Origin of the sequence: Pseudomonas sp. FJ2-5-13 (assembly GCF_029201605.1) — a bacterium.
GTDB classification, from domain to species: Bacteria; Pseudomonadota; Gammaproteobacteria; order Pseudomonadales; family Pseudomonadaceae; genus Aquipseudomonas; species Aquipseudomonas lactis.
Window position 1 is genome coordinate 1,508,749 of sequence record NZ_CP104045.1, and the last position, 25,423, is coordinate 1,534,171.

22 protein-coding genes are annotated in these 25,423 nt (G+C 61.5%); 8 read left to right on the plus strand and 14 right to left on the minus strand.

All coding sequences use genetic code 11. The features are described from left to right. Nucleotides 1-138: 138 nt before the first annotated feature. The 12 genes from N2A98_RS06705 to N2A98_RS06760 form a co-directional block, all read right to left on the minus strand. Entirely contained in the window at nucleotides 139-903 is a 765-nt protein-coding gene (locus N2A98_RS06705) for an ATP-binding cassette domain-containing protein (RefSeq protein WP_034126849.1), read from the minus strand. Between the two features lie 13 nt (nucleotides 904-916). After that, a complete protein-coding gene (locus tag N2A98_RS06710) occupies nucleotides 917-2,035 on the minus strand; it encodes a succinylglutamate desuccinylase/aspartoacylase family protein (RefSeq protein WP_275623174.1) in 1,119 nt (372 codons plus the stop codon). A gap of 9 nt (nucleotides 2,036-2,044) precedes the next feature. Beyond that, the gene (locus tag N2A98_RS06715; protein ID WP_275623175.1) at nucleotides 2,045-2,755 is read right to left on the minus strand and encodes an ABC transporter permease; all 711 of its coding nucleotides are present in this window, start codon (nucleotides 2,753-2,755) and stop codon (nucleotides 2,045-2,047) included. After that, nucleotides 2,752-3,480: an ABC transporter permease gene (locus tag N2A98_RS06720; RefSeq protein WP_003189227.1), complete on the minus strand. Its 729-nt coding sequence runs from the start codon at nucleotides 3,478-3,480 to the stop codon at nucleotides 2,752-2,754. The genes N2A98_RS06715 and N2A98_RS06720 overlap by 4 nt, the downstream gene beginning before the upstream one ends. Nucleotides 3,481-3,537: 57 nt before the next feature. Then, entirely contained in the window at nucleotides 3,538-4,317 is a 780-nt protein-coding gene (locus N2A98_RS06725) for a transporter substrate-binding domain-containing protein (protein ID WP_033902768.1), read from the minus strand. Between the two features lie 227 nt (nucleotides 4,318-4,544). After that, complete coding sequence (locus N2A98_RS06730; RefSeq protein ID WP_044272625.1) at nucleotides 4,545-6,179, minus strand: ATP-dependent DNA ligase; 1,635 nt, start codon at nucleotides 6,177-6,179, stop codon at nucleotides 4,545-4,547. Next, nucleotides 6,176-7,180 carry a ligase-associated DNA damage response exonuclease gene (locus N2A98_RS06735; RefSeq protein WP_275623176.1) on the minus strand — a complete coding sequence of 335 codons (1,005 nt, stop codon included), beginning with the start codon at nucleotides 7,178-7,180 and terminating at the stop codon, nucleotides 6,176-6,178. Before N2A98_RS06735 ends, N2A98_RS06730 begins: the two co-directional genes overlap by 4 nt. Nucleotides 7,181-7,802: 622 nt before the next feature. Further along, nucleotides 7,803-10,244 carry a penicillin acylase family protein gene (locus tag N2A98_RS06740; RefSeq protein ID WP_275623177.1) on the minus strand — a complete coding sequence of 814 codons (2,442 nt, stop codon included), beginning with the start codon at nucleotides 10,242-10,244 and terminating at the stop codon, nucleotides 7,803-7,805. Nucleotides 10,245-10,516: 272 nt separating this feature from the next. Continuing rightward, nucleotides 10,517-10,717: an SEC-C metal-binding domain-containing protein gene (locus tag N2A98_RS06745; protein WP_003189235.1), complete on the minus strand. Its 201-nt coding sequence runs from the start codon at nucleotides 10,715-10,717 to the stop codon at nucleotides 10,517-10,519. Further along, nucleotides 10,714-11,196: an LEA type 2 family protein gene (locus N2A98_RS06750; RefSeq protein WP_032893153.1), complete on the minus strand. Its 483-nt coding sequence runs from the start codon at nucleotides 11,194-11,196 to the stop codon at nucleotides 10,714-10,716. Before N2A98_RS06750 ends, N2A98_RS06745 begins: the two co-directional genes overlap by 4 nt. 21 nt (nucleotides 11,197-11,217) lie before the next feature. Then, nucleotides 11,218-11,688 carry a YchJ family protein gene (locus tag N2A98_RS06755; protein WP_003189238.1) on the minus strand — a complete coding sequence of 157 codons (471 nt, stop codon included), beginning with the start codon at nucleotides 11,686-11,688 and terminating at the stop codon, nucleotides 11,218-11,220. A gap of 4 nt (nucleotides 11,689-11,692) precedes the next feature. Beyond that, on the minus strand, nucleotides 11,693-12,190 hold the full coding sequence (locus tag N2A98_RS06760; RefSeq protein WP_034134824.1) for a DUF6231 family protein: 498 nt from the start codon (nucleotides 12,188-12,190) through the stop codon (nucleotides 11,693-11,695). Between the two features lie 179 nt (nucleotides 12,191-12,369). Between N2A98_RS06760 and N2A98_RS06765 the strand changes: the two genes are divergently transcribed. Further along, a complete protein-coding gene (locus N2A98_RS06765; protein ID WP_044272632.1) occupies nucleotides 12,370-13,128 on the plus strand; it encodes a hypothetical protein in 759 nt (252 codons plus the stop codon). Nucleotides 13,129-13,718: 590 nt separating this feature from the next. On the opposite strand, the gene N2A98_RS06770 is transcribed toward N2A98_RS06765, so the two are convergent. Then, nucleotides 13,719-14,183: a CopD family protein gene (locus N2A98_RS06770; RefSeq protein ID WP_275623178.1), complete on the minus strand. Its 465-nt coding sequence runs from the start codon at nucleotides 14,181-14,183 to the stop codon at nucleotides 13,719-13,721. Between the two features lie 99 nt (nucleotides 14,184-14,282). Between N2A98_RS06770 and dinG the strand changes: the two genes are divergently transcribed. The 6 genes from dinG (at nucleotide 14,283) to N2A98_RS06800 (ending at nucleotide 22,733) form a co-directional block, all read left to right on the plus strand. Then, complete coding sequence (gene dinG / locus N2A98_RS06775) at nucleotides 14,283-16,427, plus strand: ATP-dependent DNA helicase DinG (protein WP_032893148.1); 2,145 nt, start codon at nucleotides 14,283-14,285, stop codon at nucleotides 16,425-16,427. An 88-nt stretch (nucleotides 16,428-16,515) separates the two neighbouring features. Next, nucleotides 16,516-18,813: a beta-galactosidase gene (locus tag N2A98_RS06780; RefSeq protein WP_275623179.1), complete on the plus strand. Its 2,298-nt coding sequence runs from the start codon at nucleotides 16,516-16,518 to the stop codon at nucleotides 18,811-18,813. Between the two features lie 82 nt (nucleotides 18,814-18,895). Next, the gene (locus N2A98_RS06785; RefSeq protein WP_003189247.1) at nucleotides 18,896-20,041 is read left to right on the plus strand and encodes an EstA family serine hydrolase; all 1,146 of its coding nucleotides are present in this window, start codon (nucleotides 18,896-18,898) and stop codon (nucleotides 20,039-20,041) included. A 142-nt stretch (nucleotides 20,042-20,183) separates the two neighbouring features. Further along, the gene (locus N2A98_RS06790; RefSeq protein WP_003189249.1) at nucleotides 20,184-21,329 is read left to right on the plus strand and encodes an OmpA family protein; all 1,146 of its coding nucleotides are present in this window, start codon (nucleotides 20,184-20,186) and stop codon (nucleotides 21,327-21,329) included. Nucleotides 21,330-21,356: 27 nt separating this feature from the next. Continuing rightward, nucleotides 21,357-22,004 carry a pyridoxamine 5'-phosphate oxidase gene (gene pdxH, locus N2A98_RS06795; protein ID WP_044272641.1) on the plus strand — a complete coding sequence of 216 codons (648 nt, stop codon included), beginning with the start codon at nucleotides 21,357-21,359 and terminating at the stop codon, nucleotides 22,002-22,004. Between the two features lie 264 nt (nucleotides 22,005-22,268). Continuing rightward, complete coding sequence (locus N2A98_RS06800) at nucleotides 22,269-22,733, plus strand: glycine zipper 2TM domain-containing protein (RefSeq protein ID WP_003189251.1); 465 nt, start codon at nucleotides 22,269-22,271, stop codon at nucleotides 22,731-22,733. A gap of 170 nt (nucleotides 22,734-22,903) precedes the next feature. On the opposite strand, the gene nhaA is transcribed toward N2A98_RS06800, so the two are convergent. Beyond that, complete coding sequence (nhaA, locus tag N2A98_RS06805; protein ID WP_044272643.1) at nucleotides 22,904-24,088, minus strand: Na+/H+ antiporter NhaA; 1,185 nt, start codon at nucleotides 24,086-24,088, stop codon at nucleotides 22,904-22,906. 216 nt (nucleotides 24,089-24,304) lie between these two features. On the opposite strand from nhaA, the gene N2A98_RS06810 reads away from it, so the two are divergent. Next, nucleotides 24,305-25,399, plus strand: coding sequence for a PLP-dependent cysteine synthase family protein (locus N2A98_RS06810; protein WP_044272646.1), 1,095 nt, complete (start codon nucleotides 24,305-24,307; stop codon nucleotides 25,397-25,399). Nucleotides 25,400-25,423: the final 24 nt, after the last annotated feature.

Sequence of the window (25,423 nt, forward strand, 5' to 3'; positions counted from 1 at the left end):
AGGGGTTAGTTCAAAGACCCCTGAGGCAGCGCCGACGTTCCACTGTAGGAGCGGGCTTGCCCGCGAAAAAGGTTCAGGCACCGCGTTTATCCAGGATGCCCGCGTTATCGTTGACGATTTTCGCGAGCAAGCTCGCTCCTACTTCAAGTTGCCGCTCAAAAATTGTTGCAGGCGTTCGCTCTTTGGATTGCCCAGCACATCCTCTGGCAGGCCTTGCTCCTCCACCAGGCCTTGGTGCAGGAACAGCACTTGGCTTGAGACCTTGCGTGCAAAGCTCATCTCGTGGGTCACCATGATCATGGTGCGGCCTTCCTCGGCCAGGCCTTGGATCACCTTCAACACTTCGCCCACCAGCTCCGGGTCCAGGGCTGATGTGGGTTCATCGAACAGCATCACCTCCGGCTCCATCGCCAGGGCGCGGGCGATGGCGACGCGCTGCTGCTGGCCACCTGAGAGGAACGCCGGGTATTGATCAGCCACGCGCGCCGGCAGCCCGACTTTGTCCAGGTAGCGGCGGGCGCGGTCTTCGGCGTCCTTCTTGCTGCAACCCAGCACGCGGCGCGGGGCCATGGTGATGTTTTCCAGCACGCTCATGTGGCTCCACAAGTTGAAGTGCTGGAACACCATCGCCAGCCGTGTGCGCAGGCGTTGCAGCTCGGCGTCGTCGGCCACGCGCATGCCATGGCGATCGCTGACCATGCGGATCGCTTGGCCGTCCAGGGTCATGGCGCCATCGTTGGGGGTTTCCAAAAAGTTGATACAGCGCAGGAAGGTACTCTTGCCTGAGCCACTGGCGCCGATCAGGCTGATCACATCACCGGTCTTGGCCTTGAGCGACACACCTTTGAGCACTTGATTGTCGCCATAGCTTTTGTGCAGGCCTTCAACGGTCAGTTTGTACATGGGGCGTGCATCCTCAAGGCGAAAGTAGATAACCGCTGCGGTAGGCCTGTGTGCCGGCGACATGGCAGATCACCATGCCGGCCGTGGCCATGCGACGTAGCGAGCGGGCGTAAAGCAGCCCGGCGTGCTGGCAGTGCACAGGCGTTACGCGGTCTGTAATGGGGTCGATGATGTCGGCGACCCATTGCCCGGCTTCCAGGTATTCGCCTGGCAGAGCGTTGAACACCAGCAAGCCCCCCACCGGGGTGGTCACCGGCTCCACCGCCGCCAGCGGCGTAGCCGGGTAGGCCAGGGCAGGCAAGGGGGCTGCATCGCCGTGAATGGCGCCGAAGTGGATCAAATAATCAATGATGGCCTGGCAGTCCAGCGCGGCGAGGCCGTGGTTGACATCGCCCTGGCCGCGCAATTCGACGGTGACTGACAAGCTGCCCATGGGGATCGGGTAGCGTTCGCCGAAGCGTTGCTGCAACTGCCACCACACCAAGGTGAAACATTCGTCAAAAGACTGCCCGCCGGAATCGGTAGCCAGCAGGTTGGCCTCCGAACCCAGGTAGCGCGCCAAGGGTTCTACCTGCGACCAGGCGTCGGGCGTGGTGTACAGGTGCGCCACGGCTTCGAAGTCGCAATGCAGGTCCAGCACCACGTCGGCATCACAGGCCAGGCGTTGCAGCACCAGGCGTTGGGAGTGCAACTGGGTCTGGGCGGTGTGCGCGGCCAGGGCGTGGGACAGTGCGCTGCGGATCAATTGGGCATTGCGCTGAGGATCATCGCCCAGCATGCCTTCGACCTGGTTGCCGACGTCTTCGCTGAGGTCGACGAACAGGCGATTGAAGTTCTGCCCGCTTTCCAGTTCGTAGCGGCCCAAGGGGATGTCCATCAACACCTGTTCGAGGCCCACCGGGTTGGCGACCGGCACCAGCACGATTTCGCTGCGCAAGCGCCCGTTCGCTTCAAGCTCTGCCAGGCGCGCCTTCAAATGCCACGCCACCAGCATGCCGGGCAACTCATCGGCATGCAGAGAGGACTGGATGTACACCTTGCCCTCTGGCTGCTGCGGGCCGAAGTGAAAACTGTGGATCTGCCGCGCCGTGCCGGGCACGGGCGCGATCAGGTCATGTAGCTGGTGGCGCATGCAAACTCCTTAGTGGCTCGGCCCGAGGAAGGCCAGCCAACGACGTTCCGCCAGGCGAAACAGGCCGACCAGGGCAAAGGTCACCGTCAGATAGATCAGTGCGGCAATGCCAAATGACTGGAAGGTCATGAAGGTGGCGGAGTTGGCATCCCGCGCAACCTTGAGGATGTCCGGGATCGTTGCGGTAAAGGCCACGGTGGTTGAGTGCAGCATCAGGATCACTTCGTTGCTGTAGTAGGGCAACGAGCGTCGCAACGCCGAAGGCATGATCACATAGGCGTACAGCTTCCAGCCGCTGAGGCCGTAAGCCTTGGCCGCCTCGACTTCGCCGTGGGCCATGCTGCGGATCGCCCCGGCGAAAATCTCCGTGGTGTAGGCGCAGGTGTTGAGGGCGAAGGCCAGCAGGGTGCAGTTCATCGCATCGCGAAAGAACGCATCCAGCACCGGTTGTGCCCGCACGGCGGCAAGGCTGTAGATGCCGGTGTAGCAGATCAGCAATTGGATATAGAGCGGCGTACCGCGAAACAGGTAGGTGTAGAACTGCACGGGCCAACGCACCAGGCGCTTGCGCGAGACGCGGGCGATGGACAGCGGGATCGACACCAGAAAGCCGATAACCAGTGCGCCACTGAGCAACCACAAGGTCATGGCCAGGCCGGTGATGTGCTGGCCGTCGCTATAAAGAAACGGGCGCCAGTATTCCTGCAATAGCTCGATCATCGCACTGCCTCCCGGGCGCCTGCGGAGTAGCGACGTTCAAGTCGGCGCAAGACAAAGTTGGAGGCGCTGGTGATCAACAGGTAGATCAGCGCCGCCAGCACCAGAAAATAAAACAGTTGATAGGTGCTCTTGCCGGCATCCTGGGCGGCTTTCACCAGGTCTGCCAGGCCGATGATCGACACCAGCGCGGTGGCCTTGAGCATCACCATCCAGTTATTGCCGATGCCCGGCAGCGCAAAGCGCATCATCTGCGGGAAGGTCACGTAGCGAAACCGCTGCCCGCGCTTGAGCCCGTAGGCAGTGGCGGCTTCGAGTTGGCCACGGGGCACGGCGAGGATCGCGCCGCGAAAGGTTTCGGTGAAATACGCCCCATAGATAAAGCCCAGGGTGATCACCCCGGCGCTGAACGGGTCGATCTCGATGTATTCCCATTCCATAAAGTCGGTAAAGCCGCTGAGCCAGGTTTGCAGGCTGTAGAAAATCAGCAGCATCAGCACCAAGTCCGGCACCCCGCGAATCAGGGTGGTGTAGAGCTGGGCGGGGATACGCACAATGGCCAGGCTGGACAGTTTGGCGCTGGCGCCGAGCAGGCCCAGCAAGACGCTGACGGCCAGGGACAGCACCGACAACTTGATGGTCATCCAGGTACCTTGCAGCAACAGCGGGCCGAAACCCTTCAGGCTGAATGCGCTCAGCCCGAGGGTTTGCAACAGATCTTCGAACATAAATCAGGACCTATGGCGATAAAAAAGCGCCCCGCCCGAAGCAGGGCGCCCCAGGCATTATTTGCCGCTGTACAGGTTCAGATCGCCAAAGTGTTTCTTCTGGATAGTGGCGTAGGTGCCATCATCGTGTAACGCTTTGATACCTTTATCCAAAAGCGCCTTGAGTTCAGTGTTACCTTTTTTGATACCGACCGCGGTTTTCGACGGCAGCAGCGGGTCGTCGATCGCGGCGCTCACTTCATAGCCGGCACCGGCTGGCGACTTGAGAAAGCCCAGTTCGGCTTGCAGCATGTCCTGCACAGAAGCGTCGAGGCGCCCGGAGGTCAGGTCGGCGTACACCTGGTCCTGGTTGGCGTAAGCCTTGGTGGTCACCCCGGCTTTATCCAGCACAGCCTTGGCGTAGGCTTCCTGGATGGTGCCTTGCTCGTAGCCGACGGATTTGCCCTTGAGAGATTCTGGCGTCGAATAGCCAGCGCCTTTCTTGAACACCAGTGAAGTCGGGCCGGAGAACAGCTCGGAGGAGAAGTCGATGGCCTTCTCGCGCACTGGGGTCACGGTCATCGACGAAATCACGCCATCGAATTTATTGGCTTTCAGGCCCGGGATCATGCCGTCGAAGTCACTTTCGACCCACTTGCACTTGACCTTCAGCTCCGCGCAGATCGCATTGCCCAGGTCGATATCGAAGCCCACCAGGCTGCCGTCGGCGGCCTTGGATTCGAACGGTGCGTAGGAAGGGTCGACACCAAAACGCAATTCCTTGTATTCCTTGGCTGTAGCAACACCAGCAGCCATGCACAGAGCCAGTGCAGAAAGGGTCAGCAATGCTTTTTTCATTAGGTAATCCCTGGAAACCAAGATAAGCGCTTGTGGCGCGATTAGGACTGTTACTGAACGGTGTCAGACCCATCACAAGTAGCAATTTCTGCACCATAGTTCCGGATGGGCTTTTTAAAAGGTGGGATAAGGCAGTTTCAAGTGTAGGCGGTGCCCGAAAGTGGGCATGGAATTTCCAGTGCACCATTCTGGATCGGTCGCTGATCAAAAGGTGGGAGCTGGCTATATCAGGTCAGCAGGTCTTGTAGCGTGGCCAGGTTGTCCGCTTCTTCCACCGCCTTGTCCTGGCGCCAGCGCAGCATCCGCGGAAACCGCACGGCAATCCCGCTCTTGTGCCGCTTGGACAGGGCAATCCCCTCGAAACCCAGCTCAAACACCATGCTCGGCGTCACGCTGCTGACCGGGCCGAATTTCTCCACCGTGGTTTTGCGCACAATGGCGTCGACCTTGCGCATTTCCTCGTCGGTCAGCCCGGAATACGCCTTGGCGAACGGCACCAGGGTGCGCTCGCTGCCCGGCGGGCCGTCCCATACGGCGAAGGTGTAGTCACTGTAGAGGCTGGCGCGCCGACCATGGCCGCGCTGGGCGTAGATCAACACGGCGTCGACGCTGAAGGGGTCGACCTTCCACTTCCACCACAGGCCCATGTCCTTGGTGCGGCCCACGCCGTAGAGGCCCTTTCGATCCTTGAGCATCATGCCTTCCACCCCCAGGCTGCGAGAGGCTTCGCGCTGCGCGGCCAAGGCTGCCCAGGTCTTGCCTTCCAGCAAGGGCGAGGGCAATAACACCGGTTGGTTGCACGCCGCGATCACCTGTTCCAATTGGGTACGACGTTCGGCCTGGGTGTGGTTGCGCCAGTCGTCGCCCTGATACTCCAGCAGGTCGTAAGCGAGCACCGCCACTGGCGCATCCTCTAGCACTTTTTTACTCAAGGTCTTGCGGCCAATGCGCTGTTGCAGCAGCGCGAAGGGTTGCACCGAGTCTTTCCACACCACGATTTCGCCATCAATCACCGTACCGTCGGGCAGGCCACTGACCAGGCTATGGAGTTCAGGGAAACGTTCAGTCAGCAACTCTTCACCGCGAGACCAGACCCACAGGCGCCCCTCGCGCTTGACCAGTTGTGCGCGAATGCCATCAAACTTCCATTCCACCTGCCAGTCGGCGGGCGGACCGAGGATGCTGTCGAATTGCTCAACCGGTTGCGCCAGCCCGTGAGCCAGAAAAAACGGATAGGGCTGCCCGCCACGTTGCGCGTGCTCGTCGGATGATTCGGCGGCGATCAGCTTGAGGTAGCCTTCGCCTGTCGGACGGTTCGACAGGTCGGTGTAGCCCACCAGCCGCTGCGCCACGCGCTTGCTGTCGAGGTCGGCCATGGCAGCGAGGGCGCGGGTCACCAGCAGTTTGGACACCCCGACCCGGAAGCTGCCGGTGATCAACTTGATGCACACCATCAGGCTCGGTTGGTCCAATTGCGCCCAGAGCGCGGGCAGCCGTTCTGCCAGGTCCATGGGCGGTAGGCCGCGCAGGGGCAGCAGTTTTTCTTCCAGCCATACGGCCAAGCCGTCTTCGGAGGTGTAGGTGGATTCTGGCAGGAGCAGGGAGATGGTCTCGGCCAGGTCACCCACCGACTGGTAGCTCTCTTCGAACAGCCAGGGTTCGATACCGGCCGCTTCGGTGGCCATGTCCCGTAGCAGACGTGTCGGCACCAATTGCCGTGGCCGCCCACCGCTGAGAAAGTACACGGCCCAGGCCGCATCGGCCGGTGGCGCCTGCAGGAAGTAGGCTTGCAGGGCCGCGAGCTTGGCATTGCTGGAGGTGGTGGCGTCGAGGTTGGCGTACAGCTCGGCGAAGGCTTTCATGCAGTGGTCTCTTCTTCGTCATCGCCGTATTCGGTGCTGAAGCCTTGGGCATCCAAGCCCTTTTCCCGCAGGTGACGCACCAACACGCCCACCGAACCATGGGTGACCATCACCCGGTGTGCGCCGGTTTGTTCGATGGCCCATAACAGGCCCGGCCAGTCGGCGTGGTCCGAGAGCACGAAGCCACGGTCCACGCCGCGCCGCCGCCGTGTACCGCGCAGGCGCATCCAGCCGCTGGCGAAGGCGTCGCTGTAGTCGCCAAAACGACGCATCCAGGTACTGCCTCCGGCAGAGGGCGGGGCGATGATCAGGGCTTGGCGCAGCAGTGGGTCGGTTTTTTTGAAGTCGCCGGCATACAGGGTCTCGGGGATGTAGATGCCCGCTTCGCGATACACCCGGTTCAACGGCTCGACCGCGCCGTGGCTGAGGATCGGGCCGATGCTGGCGTCCAGCCCATGGAGGATGCGTTGAGCCTTGCCGAATGAGTAACAGAACAGCACGCTGGCTTTGCCGTTGGCGATATTGGCCTGCCACCAGTCATTGATCCCGGCAAAAATCTGCGCCTGGGGCTGCCAGCGGTAAATCGGCAGGCCGAAGGTGGATTCGGTGATAAAGGTGTGGCAGCGCACCGGTTCGAAGGGCGCGCAGGTGCCATCGGGTTCGATCTTGTAGTCGCCAGACGCCACCCAGACTTCGCCCTGGTATTCCAGGCGTACCTGGGCCGACCCCAGGACATGCCCGGCCGGATGAAAACTCAAGGTCACGCCGTGATGCACCAACCGTTCGCCGTAGGCCAGGGTTTGCAGATTGATGTCTTGGCCCAGGCGCCAGCGCAGGATGCCTTCGCCGGGGGCGGCGGCCAGGTAGTGTTGATTGCCGGTGCGGGCGTGGTCGCCGTGGGCGTGGGTGATGACTGCGCGTTCCACTGGGCGCCAGGGGTCGATGTAAAAATCACCGGCAGGGCAGTAGAGGCCTTCGGGGCGGGCGATGACGAGGTCCATGGGGTGGCCGGGGCGGTGGGCTTGTTACTTATGAGGCGGGGCTGGGTCTAGAAGTTCTATTTGAATGCGGGCAGTGCAAAGGTGGGTTTGCCTTCGATGTTGGCCTGATGCCCCGCGATCCAACTGGGGGGGTTGCCTGCGATGACGGCCTCCCAGCCGACACCTATCTACCTGATACCCCACAATCCAACTGTGGGAGCGGGCTTGCTCGCGAAGGCGGCCTGGCAGTCAACACAGTTGGATTGTGTACATATCCATTGCTGCGGTAACGGCCGCTTAGGGTTCCGCCCTGACGGCGGCTCACTTTTGAACAGCGCAAAAGTAAGCAAAACGCTCTTGCCCCACCACTCGGCACCTCGCTTGGGCTCGGTGTGCCCGAACGCAGGCTTGAATCCGTGGGCCGCCGCCACGCGCCATCCATGGCGCGGGGCGGCTAACCCGGCGTCCTGCCGGGTTACCCACGAATTCAAGCCTGCGTTCGGCCAGCGTGGTTTAACGGGGCGCCTAAGATCAAAAGCAGATCAAAAGCAGATCAAGAGCGGCTCGCTTCGCATCGTGGTTACCGTCGGCTGCTATCGCAGCAAGCCACACAGCGTTATCCGGTTTCGTCAAGGAAGCCCGGTTACTTACCGGGCGTCAGGGTCAACCTTGTCTTGCCGTACACTTTCTCAAAATTCTGCGGCTGCATCGGAAAGCTCAGGTATTGCGCCTTCAGCGACGGGTCGATGCCGCTGGCATAGTTCGGGCTGGCTGGGTTGCCGGATTGGCCGATGCCGCCCTGGCCCATCATTGGCTCCGTCTGGCCGAAGTCGATGATCATGCGCAGCGCCGACACTTGGGTCGCGTTGAAATCCTGGCCCCAGGTGTACGGTGCCGGGTTCAGGGTGTTGTGATCGCCACCGCTGGCGAAGGGGCCGCGGATGACCTGGCCGCTGGTGTTTTTCCACGTGGTGCTGTGCAGCTTGCCCCACTGCCAGGCCTTGTGATCGGCGCCCAATTGGCTGTCGCCAGTAGTGATGGCGGCGGCCAGGGTGCGGGCCAGGATCGCGGGTTTGTCTTCTTTTTGCGCGGTACGCGTGTCATCCCAGAACGGGCTGTCTTCACGGCCCAGCAGGTGGTCGGCGATGGCCGAGTAGGACAGGCTGGCGTTGCTGACGAAGGCTTTCCAGCTGGCGCTGTTTTCCGGGCCTAGTTTGTCGAGGAAGATTTGCCGGGCGCTTTCTTGCAGGAACAGTTCATAGATCGCCGCGTCAGCCGAGGTGGTCGCCAGTCGACCATCGAAGGCCATCAGGCGCTCGAGTGCTTCGCGGGCCTTGGCGCGTTCCGCTGCCGGCAATGCATCGATGGCCTGCTTGAGGGGCTGGGCCATGCCCGGCGCCTGGAACATATTCTTGAGCTTGGCGGCGAAGAGGGTGGTCTGGTCGTATTGCATGGCAATCAGGCTGCGGCTGTCATGCTTGCCGGCGTTGGCCAGTTGCGCCAGGCGTTCGCTGCGTTCCGGTGCATCCCAGGCGTTGGACAGTTGCATGCCGTAGCCACGCGGTGCGGTGCGCTGGTTGGCGGTGCCGATCCAGCCCTGGGCCGGGTCTTGGTCGTACGGGTGCAACATTGCGTCGGCGTAGCCGTCCCAGTCAAAGCGCGTGTCCCAGCCCGGCGATGGCAACAGGCCTTCGCCTTCGCGGCGGTTGGGGAAGCGGCCGGTGACTTGCCAGCCGATGTTGCTGGCGTCGGCGAAGATCATGTTCAAGGCGATGGCGCGAATCTCGCGGGTGGCATCCGAGGCTTTGCCAGCGTTTTGGGCACGGGACAGGTCGAAGAATGCATCCAGGCTCTTGTCGTCCTTGAAGTCGGCGGTTTGCAAGGCCAGGCCAAGGCCGCTGGTGAGCGCCTGGCTGCTGTTGAGCAGGGCGCCGTGGCGGGTTTCGTACACCACTTCGCGAATTGAGCGCTGGCCCTTGATGAAGAAGGTTTCGTTGCGCACGCCGGCCGGCAGCCATTTGCCGTTGTTCTCGTAGTACAGCGCGTTGCCCTGGCGTTTGACCTTCTCCAGGAACAGGTCCTGGGTGTCGCCCTTGACCGCGCTCATGCTCCACGCCACTTTGCCGTTGAAACCGGAGAGCAGGGTCGGCAGGCCGGCAATCGAAGCACCGGCGGCCTGGTATTTGGGCGCACGAATCTGCACGTAGTTCCACGGCGACGGTGCTTGTGGCTGCGCGGCGATGTCGTTGGCCAACAGGCTCTTGGCGCTGCGGCTGCGTTGCGGGCCAATGGCCCAGTTGCTTGAGGTGGTGACGCCCAGGGCGTTGAGGCTGCGCAATTGCTGGCCTACCGTTTCCAGCCCGGCGAGGCCGGTGATCTGGCTCAGGTTGACGCCTTTGAGCTTGTCGGCTTCTGCCAGCGGGACGGGTTCGTCCGGTGCGCTTGGGGTGAGCCAGGCGAGTTTGTCGACGCCGACCTTTTGCGCCAGCACCAGGGACGAGAGCTCCCCCTGCAGGTTGCTCGACTGGCTGAAATTGAGCAGGCAGAACAGCAGCGCCGAATCTTCCGGCTTCCAGTACTCGGGCTTGTAGCCGCTCTGGGCCAGGTCCGCCGGCAGCTTGTCGCGGTAGCGGAACAGGTAGGCGTTGACGCCTCGGGCATACACTTCAAAGAAGCGTTTGAGGCGTGGCGATGAGGCGTTGTACAACTCGCCAGCGCTTTTCTTGAGGTTGACCGCCCGCATGAAGCGGTCGACGTCCAGCACTTGCGGCCCCGACATTTCCGCCAGACGGCCCTGAGCCAGCAGGCGCAGGGTGACCATCTGGGTGATGCGGTCGCTGGCGTGCACGTAACCGAGGCTGAACAGTGCGTCGTGGAAGGTGTTGCTTTCGATCAGCGGCATGCCTTGGGCATTGCGGCGCACCGACACATTCTGTGCCAGGCCCTTGATCGGCTGCACGCCAGCAACGGGCGGCAGGGTGTCCTGGGTGTTCTGGAGCTGGCAACCGGCCAGGCCCAAGGCACTGACCACTGCCGCGGCAACGCCGAACCGGGGAAGAAAATGTAAGAGGGCTGGCGAGGCCATGGCAAAGCTCCTGCGGGGGGTAGCGTCAGTAAAGGCGCTACGTTAGTGAGCGCGGCGAAACGACGCAAGCGGGAGTTTTGGGTTAAGCATTAGAACTTGAGTCAGGCGCAGACCTGTGTGGGAGCGGGCTTGCTCGCGAAAGCAGTGTATCAGTCAGTGTCTGTATCAACTGACGGAACGCATTCGCGAGCAAGCCCGCTCCCACATTTGATCGCATGTAACCTTGGATCAAGGCTGGGGCGGGGGGCCGCCGGCATTTTGATCTTCAGTACTTAAGCACCGTGGCACTTCTTGAATTTCTTCTCGCTGCCGCACGGGCAGGGGTCGTTGCGACCGACGTCCTTCAACGCATTGCGCACCGGCTCTTGGTGAGCGTGGCCGCAGTTCGGGCCGTGGACATGGCCGTGGTCGTGATCATGGTGGTCATGATCGTGGTTGCAGTCAGGACCATGGACATGGGGTTGCTGTGTCATCGATGTTGCTCCGGAATAAAATCGCCGGGGATTATCTCGCCATTGTGTGCCACCTGCACGTCATTACCGATGAATAATCCGGTTTTCAGTTCGCCCTCTAAACGATAAGGCACGGGCCGGTCGGGATTTTTCAGCATCTGCACCACCTCACGCACCTGTGGCCAGAGGTTGGTGCGCACCGAGACCTTGAAGAATTTATGCCCGCGTGGCGGTACGGTCAGCCACTCGTTGGACTCGCCTTCGGTCAATACCAGGTTGCCCAGGCTGACCTTGTAGACCAGGCCACGCACGGTCAGGTCGGCGTCGTCGCGGTTGTCCACGCGAAAGTACAGCTTGAATTTCTGCTCCAACAGCTTGGCCCGCACCACTTCGACCTTGACCAGGGAAACGTGGGGCGGCGGCGTGTCGTCTTCGAACCAGGACGCGCAGCCGGTCAGGCCCAGGGTCAACGCCAGCATCAAGCTATACATCCGAAGCATGGCGTTTCCCCCGTCAAGTGATTAGAAGTAGCTGGAACAGCACTTCTTGAATTTCTGCCCACTGCCACACAAACAGGCGTCGTTACGTCCGGCCTTCACTTCTACCGTAGGGTCGATGAAGTACCAGCGCCCCTCATTCTGTACGAAAGAAGACTGCTCGCGGTGACTATGTTCACCAGTAGCGTCATGCCAGCGCGCGGTAAAGGTGACAAAGGCGTGTTCCGGCTGGCCGCCGAACACCTCGGAGCTTTCCACCTCAAGGCCCAGCCAGGTGCTTTGGGCACTCCAGGCGGCAATGGCGTCGCGGTCCAGGCCGGCCTGTTGCGCAGGCAGCGTAGTGGCGACCAGGTAATCGACCAGGCCCAGCACATAGGCGCTGTAGCGCGAGCGCATCAACGCGCTGGCGCAGGGGGCCGGGTGACCGGCGTGATAATGGCCGCAGCAGGCATCCAGCAGATTGCCACTGCCGCACGGGCAAATGGATGTACTCATCGGGTTACCACCAATACTTTCCGAAGTTTTCCGGGTTGGCCCAGAAGCGGGCGTTGAGCCAGTCCGGCACCTGTTTATAGTCAAGCAGATCATAGGTAAACAGCGTCAGTACCTGATCATCGCGTTGGAAGCGTTCGCCGGCTTGCAGGGCCAGGGAGAAAAAGTCGGTGTCCTTCCAGTCGCAGGCGCCCAGGTCGGCCAGCACGGCGATGCGGCTGGCGTTGAGGTTACGAATGCCACCGAGCAGGGTCAGGCCTTGGGGCTTGGTCAGGTGCTCCAGGCAGTCGACCACCAGCGCGAGGTCAAAGCGCTGCACCGCGAGGTTTTCCGGCAATGGCCCTGGCGGGGCATAGAACACCTCGGTATCCGGGTGCGCAGCTTTGAAAGCATCCAGCGCCGGAAAATGGCTGGCGCCCACTAATAACAGGCGTTTTGGCCTGTGAAGGTCCAGCAGGGCCGCCAAGGCTTGTTGGGGCGTACGGGCAGAAATTCCAGCGGTCATTGCAGATCCTCGCATCAAGACCGTAGAGACTAGCGCGGCTGGGCGCGTGGGCCTAGAGCGCGGCGGTCGATAGCCGCCGGGGGAGAACTGAAGTTTTTTGATCCTTCACTGGCAAATCGCCTGTAGAAGTCGTTACTGTGCGCTCAAAGAAAAATTTGAAAACACTCAGGAGCCCCATGATGCGTAAGGTTTTTCTGTTGGCCCTGTTGGTCAGCCCCGTTGCCCTGGCCCAGAGCGTCAGTGTTGAAACCAATTCGTTGATGCGTTTGCCCAGCAGCACCAGCGTGTTGCAACTCGAGCGCCTGGACGTGGCGGACTACGGCACCTTGCTGATTCCGGCCACCATCAGCCAAGTCACGGTGGATGAGCTGCACTTGGGGCGCGACGCACGCATCACCATTGTTCCCGGCAATACCGCACTGCAAATGCAAGTGCGCGAGGCGCAGTTGGAGCACGGTAGCCAGATCACCTCACGGGGCGCTCCCGGCACCCACGAAAAACCCGCCAAGGCTGGGCGTGACCTGACCTTGCGCATTAACTCGCTGACCGCCGAAGCGCTGTCGGTGGATGCCCGTGGCGGCGCCGGCGCCCAAGGGTATGCGGGCCTGGACGGTGCCAACGGTGTGGACCCAGGTTGCACCTGGGGTTCAGCCGGGCGCGGTTTTAATGGCGATAACGGCGGCGATGGCCGGCCAGGGGCGGCGGGTGCCCAGGTGCGCCTGGAGTTGCCGCAGGCGTTCCCGGCTGAACAGATCAAGGTCTGGGTCGATGGCGGGGCCGGAGGCCTGGCAGGTGTTGCAGGTAAACCCGGCAAGGGTGGGCAATCCAAGGGCTGCCTGGTGTACCGCGCGGACGGCGGCGAAAAGGGCCGTCCAGGGTTGGAAGGGCAACCGGGGCCGGCTGGGCCTGCGGGGTCTGTGACTATCCAGCGGCTCTGATTCGCCTGGCCTTACGCCATCGCGGGCAAGCCATAGGTATCTACACATTTTCGGCGCGATGCTGGACCTGTGGCGAGGGAGCTTGCTCCCGCGACGGCCTGACAGTCGACGCTTATCTACCTGACGCCCCGCGATCAAATTGTGGGAGCTGGCTTGTCGGGTCGCCGCATCGCTGCGAAGACGGCCTGACAGTCAACACAGTTGGACCGGGTACATATCCGTTATTTAGGTAACGGCCACCTAGGGGGCCGCCCTGACGGCGGGTCACTTTGGAAAAGCCCCAAAGTAACCAAAGGGCTCTTGCCCCACCACTCGGCACCTCGCTTGGGCTCGGTGTGCCCGAACGCAGGCTTGAATCCGTGGGCCGCCGCCACGCGCCATCCATGGCGCGGGGCGGCTAACCCGGCGTCCTGCCGGGTTACCCACGAATTCAAGCCTGCGTTCGGCCAGCGTGGTTTAACGGGGCGCCTGAGATCAAGATCACAAGCAGATCAAGAGCAAGATCAAGAGCGGCTCGCTTCGCATCGTGGTTGCCGTTGAGCGCTACAGAGTTGTGTAGATACCGCCACGATAGTGTCAGAAAGAACAGCTCAGAACATCGGCCGAGCCGAAGCCACTGCCACCACCACGAACCCGACAATCAAGTTAATCCCCACCAACCTGCGAATCTGCCCCAGCGCAGCCGCGCCCGCCGGCCAATCTTCAGTCGCCACCGCCGCCTTCAGCTCCGGGAATTTCAACGCCTGGATGCGGATAAACAGCGCCGTCATCACCAGGTACAAGCCCATCATCATCTGCACATAACGCGGCGCGGTTTCAAAACCACTGAAGCGCAGGTGAAGCAAACCCATGCCGCTGATCGGCAAAAGCACCACCGCCACCCATACCCACACAAAAAAACGTTGAAACACATTTGCCCATAGCTTGAGCCGGGCAGGGCCCTCAAGTGCCGCCATGGCGGCGGGGCGCAGGATCATCCAGGCGAAAAACATGCCGCCGACCCAGATCAAGGCGGCCAGTACATGCAGGGTATAAGCGAGGCTAAACGCGGTCATTGTGGTACTCCGTTCTGCGCGGGATTAATTAGCGGGGTATGATAGCGGCCGATCCGAACCACTGAAAATTTATCCAGCGTTTTTTGCGCCCGACTATCCATGATCAGCACTGAACTCAAAACCACGATCCAGGGCGCCTATTCGCGTTTTCTCGAAGCCAAAAGCTTGAAACCGCGCTACGGCCAACGCCTGATGATCGCCGAAGTGGCAAAAGTCCTCGGGGATATCGACACCGACGACGAAGGCCGTCGCGAGGGTGAGCCTGCGGTAGTGGCCGTTGAAGCCGGTACCGGTACCGGCAAGACCGTGGCCTACAGCCTGGCCGCGATCCCCACGGCCAAGGCCGCTGGCAAGCGCCTGGTGATCGCCACCGCCACCGTCGCGCTGCAAGAGCAGATTGTCTACAAAGACCTGCCCGACCTGATGCGCAACAGTGGCTTGAACTTTACCTTCGCCTTGGCCAAGGGCCGTGGCCGCTACATGTGCCTGTCCAAGCTCGACGTATTGCTGCAGGAAGGCCACGCCCAAACCGCCACCGCCTCCTTGTTCGAAGAAGAAGGCTTCAAGATCGAGGTGGATGAGGTCAGCCAAAAGCTGTTTACCAGCATGATCGAGAAGCTGGCCGGCAATAAATGGGACGGCGACCGCGACAGTTGGCCCACTGCCCTGGAAGACTCCGACTGGGCGCGCCTGACCACCGACCACAGCCAATGCACCAACCGCCACTGCCCCAACTTCGGCCAGTGCGCCTTCTACAAGGCGCGCGAAGGCATGGGCAAGGTGGACGTCATCGTCACCAACCACGACATGGTATTGGCTGACCTGGCCCTGGGCGGCGGCGCGGTACTGCCCGACCCACGCGACACCCTCTATGTGTTCGACGAAGGCCACCACCTGCCAGACAAGGCCATTGGCCATTTCGCCCATTACACGCGCCTGCGTTCCACGGCCGACTGGCTGGAAACCACCGCCAAGAACCTCACCAAGTTGCTCGCCCAGCACCCGTTGCCCGGCGACCTGGGCAAGCTGATCGAGCAAGTGCCGGAGCTGGCGCGCGAGATCAAGACCCAGCAGCAGTTCATGTTCAGCGCCTGCGAGCAGGTTGCGGACTTCAAGCCCGGTGAAGACGTCGAGGGCCGTGAGCGCCCGCGCCATCGTTTTGTCGGCGGGATGATCCCCGAGCACATGCGCGAAATGGGCATCGAGCTGAAGAAAGGCTTTTCACGCCTCACCGACCTGTTCACGCGCCTGACGGACTTGCTCAAGGAAGGCATGGATGGCGAGGTCAATATCGGCATCGCCAGCAACCAGGCCGAAGAGTGGTACCCCTTGTTCGGCAGCCTGCTGTCTCGTTCCCAAGGCAATTGGGAGCTGTGGACCGCCTTTACCGTCGAAGACCCGGAAGACAACCCGCCCATGGCCCGTTGGCTGACGCTGTCGGAAAGCGGTGCGCTGTTCGATATCGAGGTCAACGCCAGTCCGATCCTCGCCGCCGAAATGCTGCGCCGCAACCTGTGGAACGTCGCCTACGGCTGCCTGGTGACCTCGGCCACGCTGACAGCCCTGGGCACTTTTGACCGCTTCCGCATGCGCGCCGGCCTGCCGAAAAAGGCCGTTACCGCCGTGGTACCCAGCCCGTTTCATCACGCTGACGCCGGCGTGCTGCGGGTGCCAGACCTCAAGGCCGACCCACGGGACGCGGCCGCGCACACGGCGGCGATCATTCGCGATCTGCCGTCGCTGGTGGAAGGCTCCCGCGGCACCCTGGTGCTGTTCTCGTCGCGCAAGCAGATGCAGGACGTGTTCGACGGCCTTGACCGCGACTGGCGCAAGCAGGTGTTTATCCAGGGCAACCTGTCCAAACAGGAAACCCTGAACAAGCACAAGGCGCGGGTCGACGGTGGGGATTCCAGCGTGTTGTTCGGCCTGGCCAGCTTTGCCGAAGGCGTGGACTTGCCCGGCGCTTACTGCGAACACGTGGTGATCGCCAAGATCCCGTTCTCGGTGCCGGATGACCCGGTCGAGGCCGCACTGGCCGAGTGGATCGAAGCCCGAGGTGGTAACCCGTTCATGGAAATTTCGGTGCCAGATGCTTCACTGAAGCTGGTACAGGCCTGCGGGCGGCTGCTGCGTACCGAAGAAGACCGCGGCACCATCACTTTGCTCGATCGGCGCCTGGTTACCCAGCGCTATGGCAAGGCGATCCTCAATGCCTTGCCGCCGTTCAGGCGCGAAATTTCTTAAGCCACTGTGGGCGGATTCGCCCACTGCGTGGTCTATCTCATCACTATCGTCAGGCCAGTCATCGGCCGTTTGGGAGAACTTTGTTCGTATGATCCGCACGCTGCCCGCTCTTTTTGCCCTGCTGTTCGCTGCGCCGTTGATGGCGGCGCCCGAGGGGCAACAAACGCTGTTCAACTTCGTCAGGCCTGCCGATGTGGTCAAGGTGGCGACCCAGGACGCCAGCCTGCCGCAATACAACGCCGAACAAACGCCCGAAGGCGAGGTGCTGCGCCGTATCACCTTCAACCCGGCTGCCGAGCCGAGCCTGGTGCTCAGCCCGCAGACCGGTACGTGGGACTGGTCGCAATCGAGCGCCATGAGCCTGCGTATCCAGAGCGCGATGAACTGGGCGCTGACCCTTTACGTCAAGGTGCAGAGCGCCGACGGCAAGACGCTCGTCAGCCGCATCGACCTGCCGGCCGGCCCGGCCCAGACGCTGCTCGTCCCGCTGCAAGCCAATTCACCCCTGAGCCAGGGCATGAAGGCTGGCCCGCCGATGCCAATGACCGTGGATGGCCAGCGGGTGTTGCTGGCCGCCAGCGCCGGGGAAGTCGACCGCAGCCAGGTCGTCTCGGTGACCCTGTCGATGCTCAAGCCCAATGCCGCCCAAAGTATCCTGCTGGAGCGCTTCGGCGTGCAGGACAGCGAGCCGGTAGTGAAGGCCGCCTACACTGAACTGGTGGACGCCTATGGTCAGTCCACCCGTGCACGCTGGCCGGAAAAGGTCAGCAGCGACGAGCAACTCAAGGCATCTGCCGCCAAGGAACAACAGCAGCTCAAGGCCTGGCTGGCCGAGCGGGACAAGTCCTCCTTGGATCAATACGGCGGCTGGAAAAAGGGCCCGGCCTTCGACGCCAGCGGTTTTTTCCGCACTCAGAAGCGCGACGGCCGCTGGTACCTGGTGACGCCGGACGGGCATCCGTTCTACTCCCTGGGGGTGAACACCGTGGCGCCGGACAACAGCCAGACCTACGTGGCGGGGCGCGAGTGGATGTTCGCGGCGCTGCCCAAGGCCGGCGAACCTTTTGATAAGTACTACGGCAGCGACGACAGCCGCACCGGCAACGGCGCCGGCGAAGGTCGCGGCTTCGGTTCGGGGCGTTGGTACGATTTCTATGGCGCCAACCTGCAACGCACTTACGGCGGTGACGCGTTGGACCAGCCACGCTGGGTGACGCATACGCTCGATCGCCTGCAAGCCTGGGGCTTCAACACCGTCGGCAACTGGAGCGATCCGGACCTGGCCACTGCCGACCGCGTGCCGTACACCTTGCCGCTGTCGATTGTCGGTGATTATGCCAGCATCAGCACCGGCACCGACTGGTGGGGCGGCATGCCCGACCCGTTCGACCCACGCTTTGCCATGGCCACCGAACGCGCCGTGGCCATCGCGGCCCGTGACCACCGCGACGACCCGTGGTTGATCGGCTTCTTTGCCGACAACGAATTGGCCTGGGCCGGCCCCGGCGAGGATGCAAAATCCCGTTACGCCCTGGCCTACGGCACCCTGCGCATGACCACCGACGTGCCGGCCAAGCGCGCCTTCCTCAAGCAACTGCGCGACAAGTACCGCAATGAAGAGGGCCTTTCCAAAGCCTGGGGCATTCAACTGGCCGGTTGGGAGCTGATGGAAGACCCAGGCTTTGAGCCGCCGATGCCCAGCCCTGAACACCCGGAGATCGAAGCCGACTTCAAGTATTTCCAGAAGACCTTCGCCGATGCTTACTTCAAGACCATCTCTGACTCGCTGAAGTGGCATGCGCCCAACCAGCTGTTGCTGGGCGGTCGCTTTGCGGTGAGTACGCCGGAAGCGGTCGCATCGTGCGCGCAGTATTGCGATGTGCTGAGCTTCAATATGTATACCTTGAAGCCTCAGGATGGTTATGACTTCGCCGCGCTGCGTGCGCTGGACAAACCGGTACTGATCACCGAATTCAACTTTGGCTCTGCCGACCGTGGCCCGTTCTGGGGCGGCGTGACGCAACTGGCCCGCGAAGAAGACCGCGGCACGGCGTACTCCACCTTCCTCAAACAGGCGGTGGCCGAGCCGTCGATTGTCGGGGTGCACTGGTTCCAGTACCTGGACCAGCCGGTCACCGGGCGTCTGCTGGATGGTGAAAACGGCCATTTCGGCCTGGTCGGCATCACCGATGTTCCTTTCCAGGGCTTTGTCGAGACGGTGCGCAAGAGCAACCTGGCCGCGCTCGACCAACTGGGCCGTGAGGCGCAAAAAGCCAAGGCCACCCAAGCGACGCGTGAAAGTGACGCCGCCAAACCTGGGCGTGAGGGCAAAGGCGCGGGGCAGGGCGCCGGGCACCCTGGCGGGCATGCTGGGAATGGGCATTGATTCATCGTTGACGGGTTCACAAAACCCACAATGGCTGAAAGAATGGCGACCACTTTTCATGGTGTTTTCCGAGGGGACTTAGGTGCAGATTCAGGGTCATTACGAGCTGCAGTTCGAAGCGGTGCGCGAAGCCTTCGCCGCCCTGTTCGATGATCCTCAGGAGCGTGGTGCCGGGCTATGCATCCAGATCGGCGGGCAAACGGTCGTCGACCTGTGGGCCGGTACTGCCGACAAGGACGGTGCCGAGGCCTGGCACAGCGATACCATCGTCAACCTGTTCTCCTGCACCAAGACCTTCACGGCAGTGACTGCCCTGCAACTGGTGGCCGAAGGCAAGCTCAAGCTCGATGCGCCGGTGGCCGATTACTGGCCGGAGTTTGCCGCGGCTGGCAAGGAAACGATCACGCTGCGCCAGTTGCTCTGCCACCAGGCCGGGCTGCCCGCCATCCGCGAAATGCTGCCCACCGAAGCCCTGTATGACTGGCAATTGATGGTCGATACTCTGGCGGCCGAGGCCCCGTGGTGGACCCCGGGCCAGGGCCATGGCTATGAGGCGATCACCTATGGCTGGCTGGTTGGCGAACTGTTGCGCCGCGCCGATGGGCGCGGGCCGGGGGAGTCGATCGTGGCGCGGGTGGCACGCCCATTGGGGCTGGACTTTCATGTGGGCCTGGCGGATGAAGAGTTTTATCGCGTCGCCCATATCGCGCGCAGCAAAGGCACTATGGGTGATGAAGCCGCGCAACGGTTACTTCAAGTAATGATGCGCGAGCCTGCGGCGATGACTACCCGTGCATTTGCCAACCCACCGTCTATTCTGACCAGCACTAATAAGCCCGAATGGCGACGCATGCAGCAGCCTGCGGCGAATGGCCACGGTAATGCGCGCAGCCTGGCCGGGTTTTATAGTGGTTTGTTGGACGGTAGTTTGCTGGAAAGCGACATGCTCGAACAATTGACCCGTGAGCACAGTATCGGGCTGGATAAAACCTTATTGACCCAAACCCGCTTCGGCCTGGGCTGCATGTTGGATCAACCGCAGTTGCCCAATGCCACGTTCGGCCTTGGGCCCCGTGCATTCGGGCATCCAGGGGCAGGGGGCTCAGTCGGCTTTGCCGACCCTGAACATGATGTAGCCTTCGGTTTTGTGACTAATACCCTGGGGCCTTACGTACTTATGGACCCGCGTGCCCAGAAGTTGGTCGGAATATTGGCCGGTTGTCTATAAACCCCTTGCTGTTTCACAATTTTTTGTTACAAAGGCAAGTATAAAAAAGATGCTGAACGACATGTTGTAACTTGAATGTTCTTTTAGCGTCTGTTTAACGGGTCCCGCGACCCCCTGTTTTTTCTCATTTTGTGGATATCTCATGTTATCGAACAAGTCTTTGGCACTGGCGCTGTGTCTCACTATTACGGGTTGTGCACAAACTCCACAAAATGATGCCGAAGGTGGGCATTGGTGGTCATTTGGATCTGACAAAGCGGCAACCAAGGATCCAGTGGCCCAGACCGACGCCAAGCCGGATACCAAGCCCGACGCCAAGCCGGCCGCGGGTGCCAAGCCTGTTGAACCTGTCGCCGCTGCAGCAGCGCCTGCCAAGGCTGACACCGGTTACAGCTGGTGGCCGTTTTCCACCAAGAGTGCCGAAGAAAAAGCTGCCGACGCCAAGGCTGACTTGAAGGCCGACCTGAAGGCCGCAACCCCGGCCTCGGACGCGGCGCCAGTCGTCGCCAAGACCGACAGCGAGCCGCGTTGGTGGTGGCCGTTCGAAAGCAAGCCAAAGCCGTTGGCCAAGGTCGACGTGACCAACGTACAAATGCCTGACCCGAAGATCACCCAAGCCTGGCTGGACGAATACGAACCACGCTTGCGTGCGGCCATCAAGGACAGCAACCTGCAACTTGAGCGCCGTGACAACACACTGGTGGTGATTGCTCCGGTAGACGGTTCCTACAACCCGAAGCGCCCGGCCATGTTGCTGCCGGTGACCCTCGGCCCGTTCACACGGGTGGCCAAGGCCGTTGAAGCTGACCCCAAGACCGCCGTACTGGTGCTGGGCCATGTTGATGCCACTGGCAGCGCTCCTGCCAGCCAGGCGTTGAGCAAGGAACGTGCGCAGTCCATTGCCTCGATTTTCAGCCTGAGTGGTCTGAAACAGGATCGCTTGATGCTGCGTGGCATGGGCGACCTTATGCCGCGTGCCGCCAACGACAGCAATCAGGGGCGTGCGCTGAACCGTCGCATGGAAATCATGTTCACTCAGCGTACAACGATGTTGGCACTGCTGAGCAAGTACAACTCGGGCAAGACCCCGCCCGTAGCTGAAATGGTCGCGGTGCAAAATGTGCCTGCGCCAGCGCCGGCGGCAAAAGCACCTGCCAAAAAGGCCACGGCCAAGAAAGCGGCGGCCAAGCCAGCGGCTAAAAAGGCTGCGGCCAAGCCGGCTGCCAAGAAGCCGGCGACTGCCAAAGCCAAGGCGGCACCTGCTTCGAACGACCAGGCGAAAAACTGAGCTGTTGAACCACAAGGATAAAGCCGCATGACCCAGGCACTGGCCGATATGCGCCGTGACTACACACGGGACGGTTTGAGCGAGGCCCAGGCCCCGGGCGAGCCGTTTGCGTTGTTCCACCAATGGTTTGGCGATGCGGTTAAAACCGAACAGCCGCCAGTGGAGGCCAATGCCATGACGCTGGCGACGGTCGACCAGGACGGTCGCCCGCACTGCCGCATCCTGCTGCTCAAGGGCCTGGATGCACAGGGCTTTACCTTCTTCACCAACTATCAGAGCGCCAAGGGTGAACAACTCGCGGCGCGGCCGTTTGCGGCCATGACCTTCTTCTGGCCAACCCTGGAGCGCCAAGTACGCATTGAAGGGCGCGTGGTCAAGGTCACGCCTGAAGAGTCGGATGCTTATTACCAGGTGCGCCCGTTGGGCAGTCGCCTGGGCGCTTGGGCTTCTCCGCAGAGCAGGGTGATTCGTGATCGCGAAGAGCTGCAGGCGCTGCTGAAGGCCACTGAAGAGCGTTTCAGCGATACCCAGCCCGATTGCCCAGAGCATTGGGGAGGGTACCGTTTACTGCCCGAGCGCATCGAGTTCTGGCAAGGCCGCGCCAGCCGCCTGCATGATCGTCTCAACTACCGTTTGCAAGACGGCCAATGGTCCCGCGAGCGTCTGGCGCCTTGAGCGTCACCTTTCGTCATCCCACCTGAATCAACACCGTTGCGCCGAAGTCTCTGTTCAAGAGGCTCCGGGCGCTTTCGGCTGTGCGCTACACTGATCGAGCCGGTTATGGCATCGTTCTGTACCCTGGCTTGGTTACCGTTCGTCGAGTTCTCTGGTGCTGGCAGTCTGTACTCAGGCTGAATGAAAGCAAGTTTCTGCCTGGCGCGCCGTGACACGCGCCAAGCCACAGCGTTTAATGAATACCTGTCCTTTGGAGTTGATGCTATGCGTAAGTCCGTTTTACTAGTTGCCTGCTTTACCACCCTGTCGTTGTTGTTGGGTGGCTGCGCCTCGAGTCTGACCGGCGACTCGTACTCTCGTGATGAGGCGCGTCGTGTACAGACCGTTCGCATGGGCACCATCGAATCCCTGCGTCCAGTGAAAATCGAAGGCACCAAAACCCCAATCGGCGGCGCTGCGGGCGCAGTCATCGGCGGCGTTGGCGGCAGCGCCATCGGTGGCGGCCGTGGCAGCATCGTTACCGCGGTGATCGGCGCCGTTGCGGGCGGCCTGCTGGGCTCGGCCACTGAAGAAGGCCTGACCCGTACCCAGGGCGTGGAAATCACCGTGCGCGAAGACGACGGCAGCATGCGCGCCTACGTACAAGCCGTGCAGGAAAATGAAATCTTCCGCATTGGCGACCGCGTACGCATCATGACCGTCGACGGTACCAGCCGCGTGACTCGCTAAGCCTTAAACTACAGGCGAAGAAAAACCCCCAACCGGGTGACCGGTTGGGGGTTTTTTGTAGGAGCGAGCTTGCTCGCGAAAAACGTTAACGATAACGCGTGCTCAATGAATGCGGCGCCTGTAAGTTTTTCGCGAGCAAGAACTAGGCGTCCCCCTCGCTCCTACTTCAATCATGCAACGACGGCTTTCTTGCGACTCGCCATCGCCGTCACCGCATACCCGATAAAGGCCGCCAGGATCGACCCGGTCAGAATGCCCATGCGATCTTCCCCGGCAAACTCACTGGCGCCTGGCACAAACGCCAGGGAGCCGACGAACAGGCTCATGGTGAAGCCGATCCCGCACAGGATCGCTACGCCCAATACCTGGCCCCAATTGGCGCCGCTGGGCAGTGAGGCGATGCCGGTCTTGATCGCCAGCCAGGTGAGGCCGAACACACCGACGGTCTTACCGATCAACAGGCCGGCGGCGATGCCCATGGGCACGGAGTGGGTGAAGCTTTCCAGGCTGACGCCCGTCAAAGAGACCCCGGCGTTGGCGAACGCGAACAGCGGCAGGATGGCGTAGGCCACCCATGGGTGCAGGGCGTGTTCCAGGCTCAGCAGCGGCGAGGTTTCGGCATTCTTGGTGCGCAGTGGAATGCAGAACGCCAGGGTTACGCCAGCCAGCGTCGCATGCACACCGCTTTTGAGTACGCACACCCACAGGATCAGGCCGATGATCATATACGGCCCCAGCTTGACCACGCCCAGGCGGTTCATCGCAATCAGCGCAATCAAGCACGCTCCCGCGCCCGCCAGGGATGCGGTGGACAAGTCAGCGGAATAGAACAGGGCAATGACGATGATGGCCCCAAGGTCATCAATAATCGCCAGGGTCATCAGGAACAGCTTCAGCGACACCGGTACGCGCTTGCCCAGCAGGGCCAGAACGCCCAGCGCAAAGGCAATGTCGGTGGCCATAGGGATCGCCCAGCCGGCCAGGGCGGCGGGGTTGTCCTTGTTCAGCGCCCAGTAGATCAGCGCCGGCACCACCATGCCGCCGATGGCCGCTGCGCCAGGCAGCACCACTTGGGAAGGCTTGGACAGGTGGCCATCCAGAAGCTCGCGCTTGACCTCCAGGCCGATCAGCAGGAAGAACAGGGCCATCAGGCCATCGTTGATCCATAGCAGCGCCGGCTTGGCGATTTTCAGCGCGCCAACCTGTGCAACCACTGGCGTGTCGAGAAAGGCGTTGTACAGGTGCGACAACGGGGAGTTGTTGATAATCAGCGCCAAGGCGGCAGCGGCGATCAACAACAGGCCACTGGCGGCTTCCAGCTGGAAGAAACGGGTGAAAGTGCTACGCAGAGGCAAGGGATGCTCTCCAATCCAGGTTCAATAGGTGGGTACCCTAACCCGTACCGTTAGTTGTTAAAACAAAAGTTATATTCTTATTTGTTATAAGAGATGGCCCGGGGCATCGGTGAGCCAAAGACTAGCAATTGTGTGTCCGATTGCGTCATCACTGTATCTGTGTGGAGTGTAGGAAACATCTTAAGATCACCGCTGAAAACCTTTAGAGAAGCCACCATGAGCGACCACCGTAACTGGGCCCGCGAAGCCATTCGCATCATTGAAGCGGACTTCCAGCGCAGCGCCGATACCCACCTGATCCCGCTGCCATTACCGGGTTTGCCAGGCATCGAGTTGTACTTCAAAGATGAGTCCAGCCACCCCACCGGCAGCCTGAAACACCGGCTGGCGCGCTCGCTGTTTCTGTATGCGCTATGCAATGGCTGGCTCAAGCCGGGCGCCCCCGTCATCGAAGCGTCCAGTGGCTCCACCGCGATCTCGGAAGCCTACTTCGCGCGTCTGCTCGGCTTGCCGTTTATTGCCGTCATGCCCGCTACAACCTCTCAAGAAAAGATCGCCCAAATCGCCTTCTACGGCGGCAAAAGCCATCTGGTCCAAGACCCGACGCAGATCTACGCCGAATCCGAACGCCTGGCCCAGGAAAGCGGCGGCCACTTCATGGACCAGTTCACCTACGCCGAACGTGCCACCGACTGGCGAGCGAACAACAACATTGCCGAGTCGATCTTCCAGCAGATGCGCTTTGAACAGCACCCGGAGCCGAGTTGGCTGATTTCCAGCCCTGGCACCGGCGGCACCACCGCGACCCTGGGCCGCTACGTGCGTTATCGCCAGCATTGCACCCGCGTGTTGTGTGCCGATGCCGAACGCTCGGTGTTTTTCGACTTCTACCAAAGCGGTGACGCTAGCCTGCGCCTGGACTGCGGCTCGCGGATTGAAGGGATTGGCCGCCCACGGGTGGAGGCATCATTCCTGCCGGCGGTGATTGATGCCATGGTCAAGGTGCCAGATGCATTGTCCCTGGCGGCCATGCATTACCTGGCTGAGCGTTTGGGGCGACGAGTGGGTGGTTCCAGCGGGACCAACCTGATCGGTGCGCTGATGGCGGCGCAACAGATGAAAGCAGCGGGGGCGTCGGGGTCGATTGTCGCGATCTTGTGCGATGGCGGAGAGCGTTATGCCACGACCTATTATGATCAGGCGTGGCTGGCGGGGCAGGGCTATGAGCTGGAGGGTTTGATCGCGGCTGTAGCAGCAAGTGTCGAACGCGGTGAAGCGCTACCCGATAGCATCCTGCGGGCCAATATCTGACACCCTGCGAAACAGTGTGGGAGC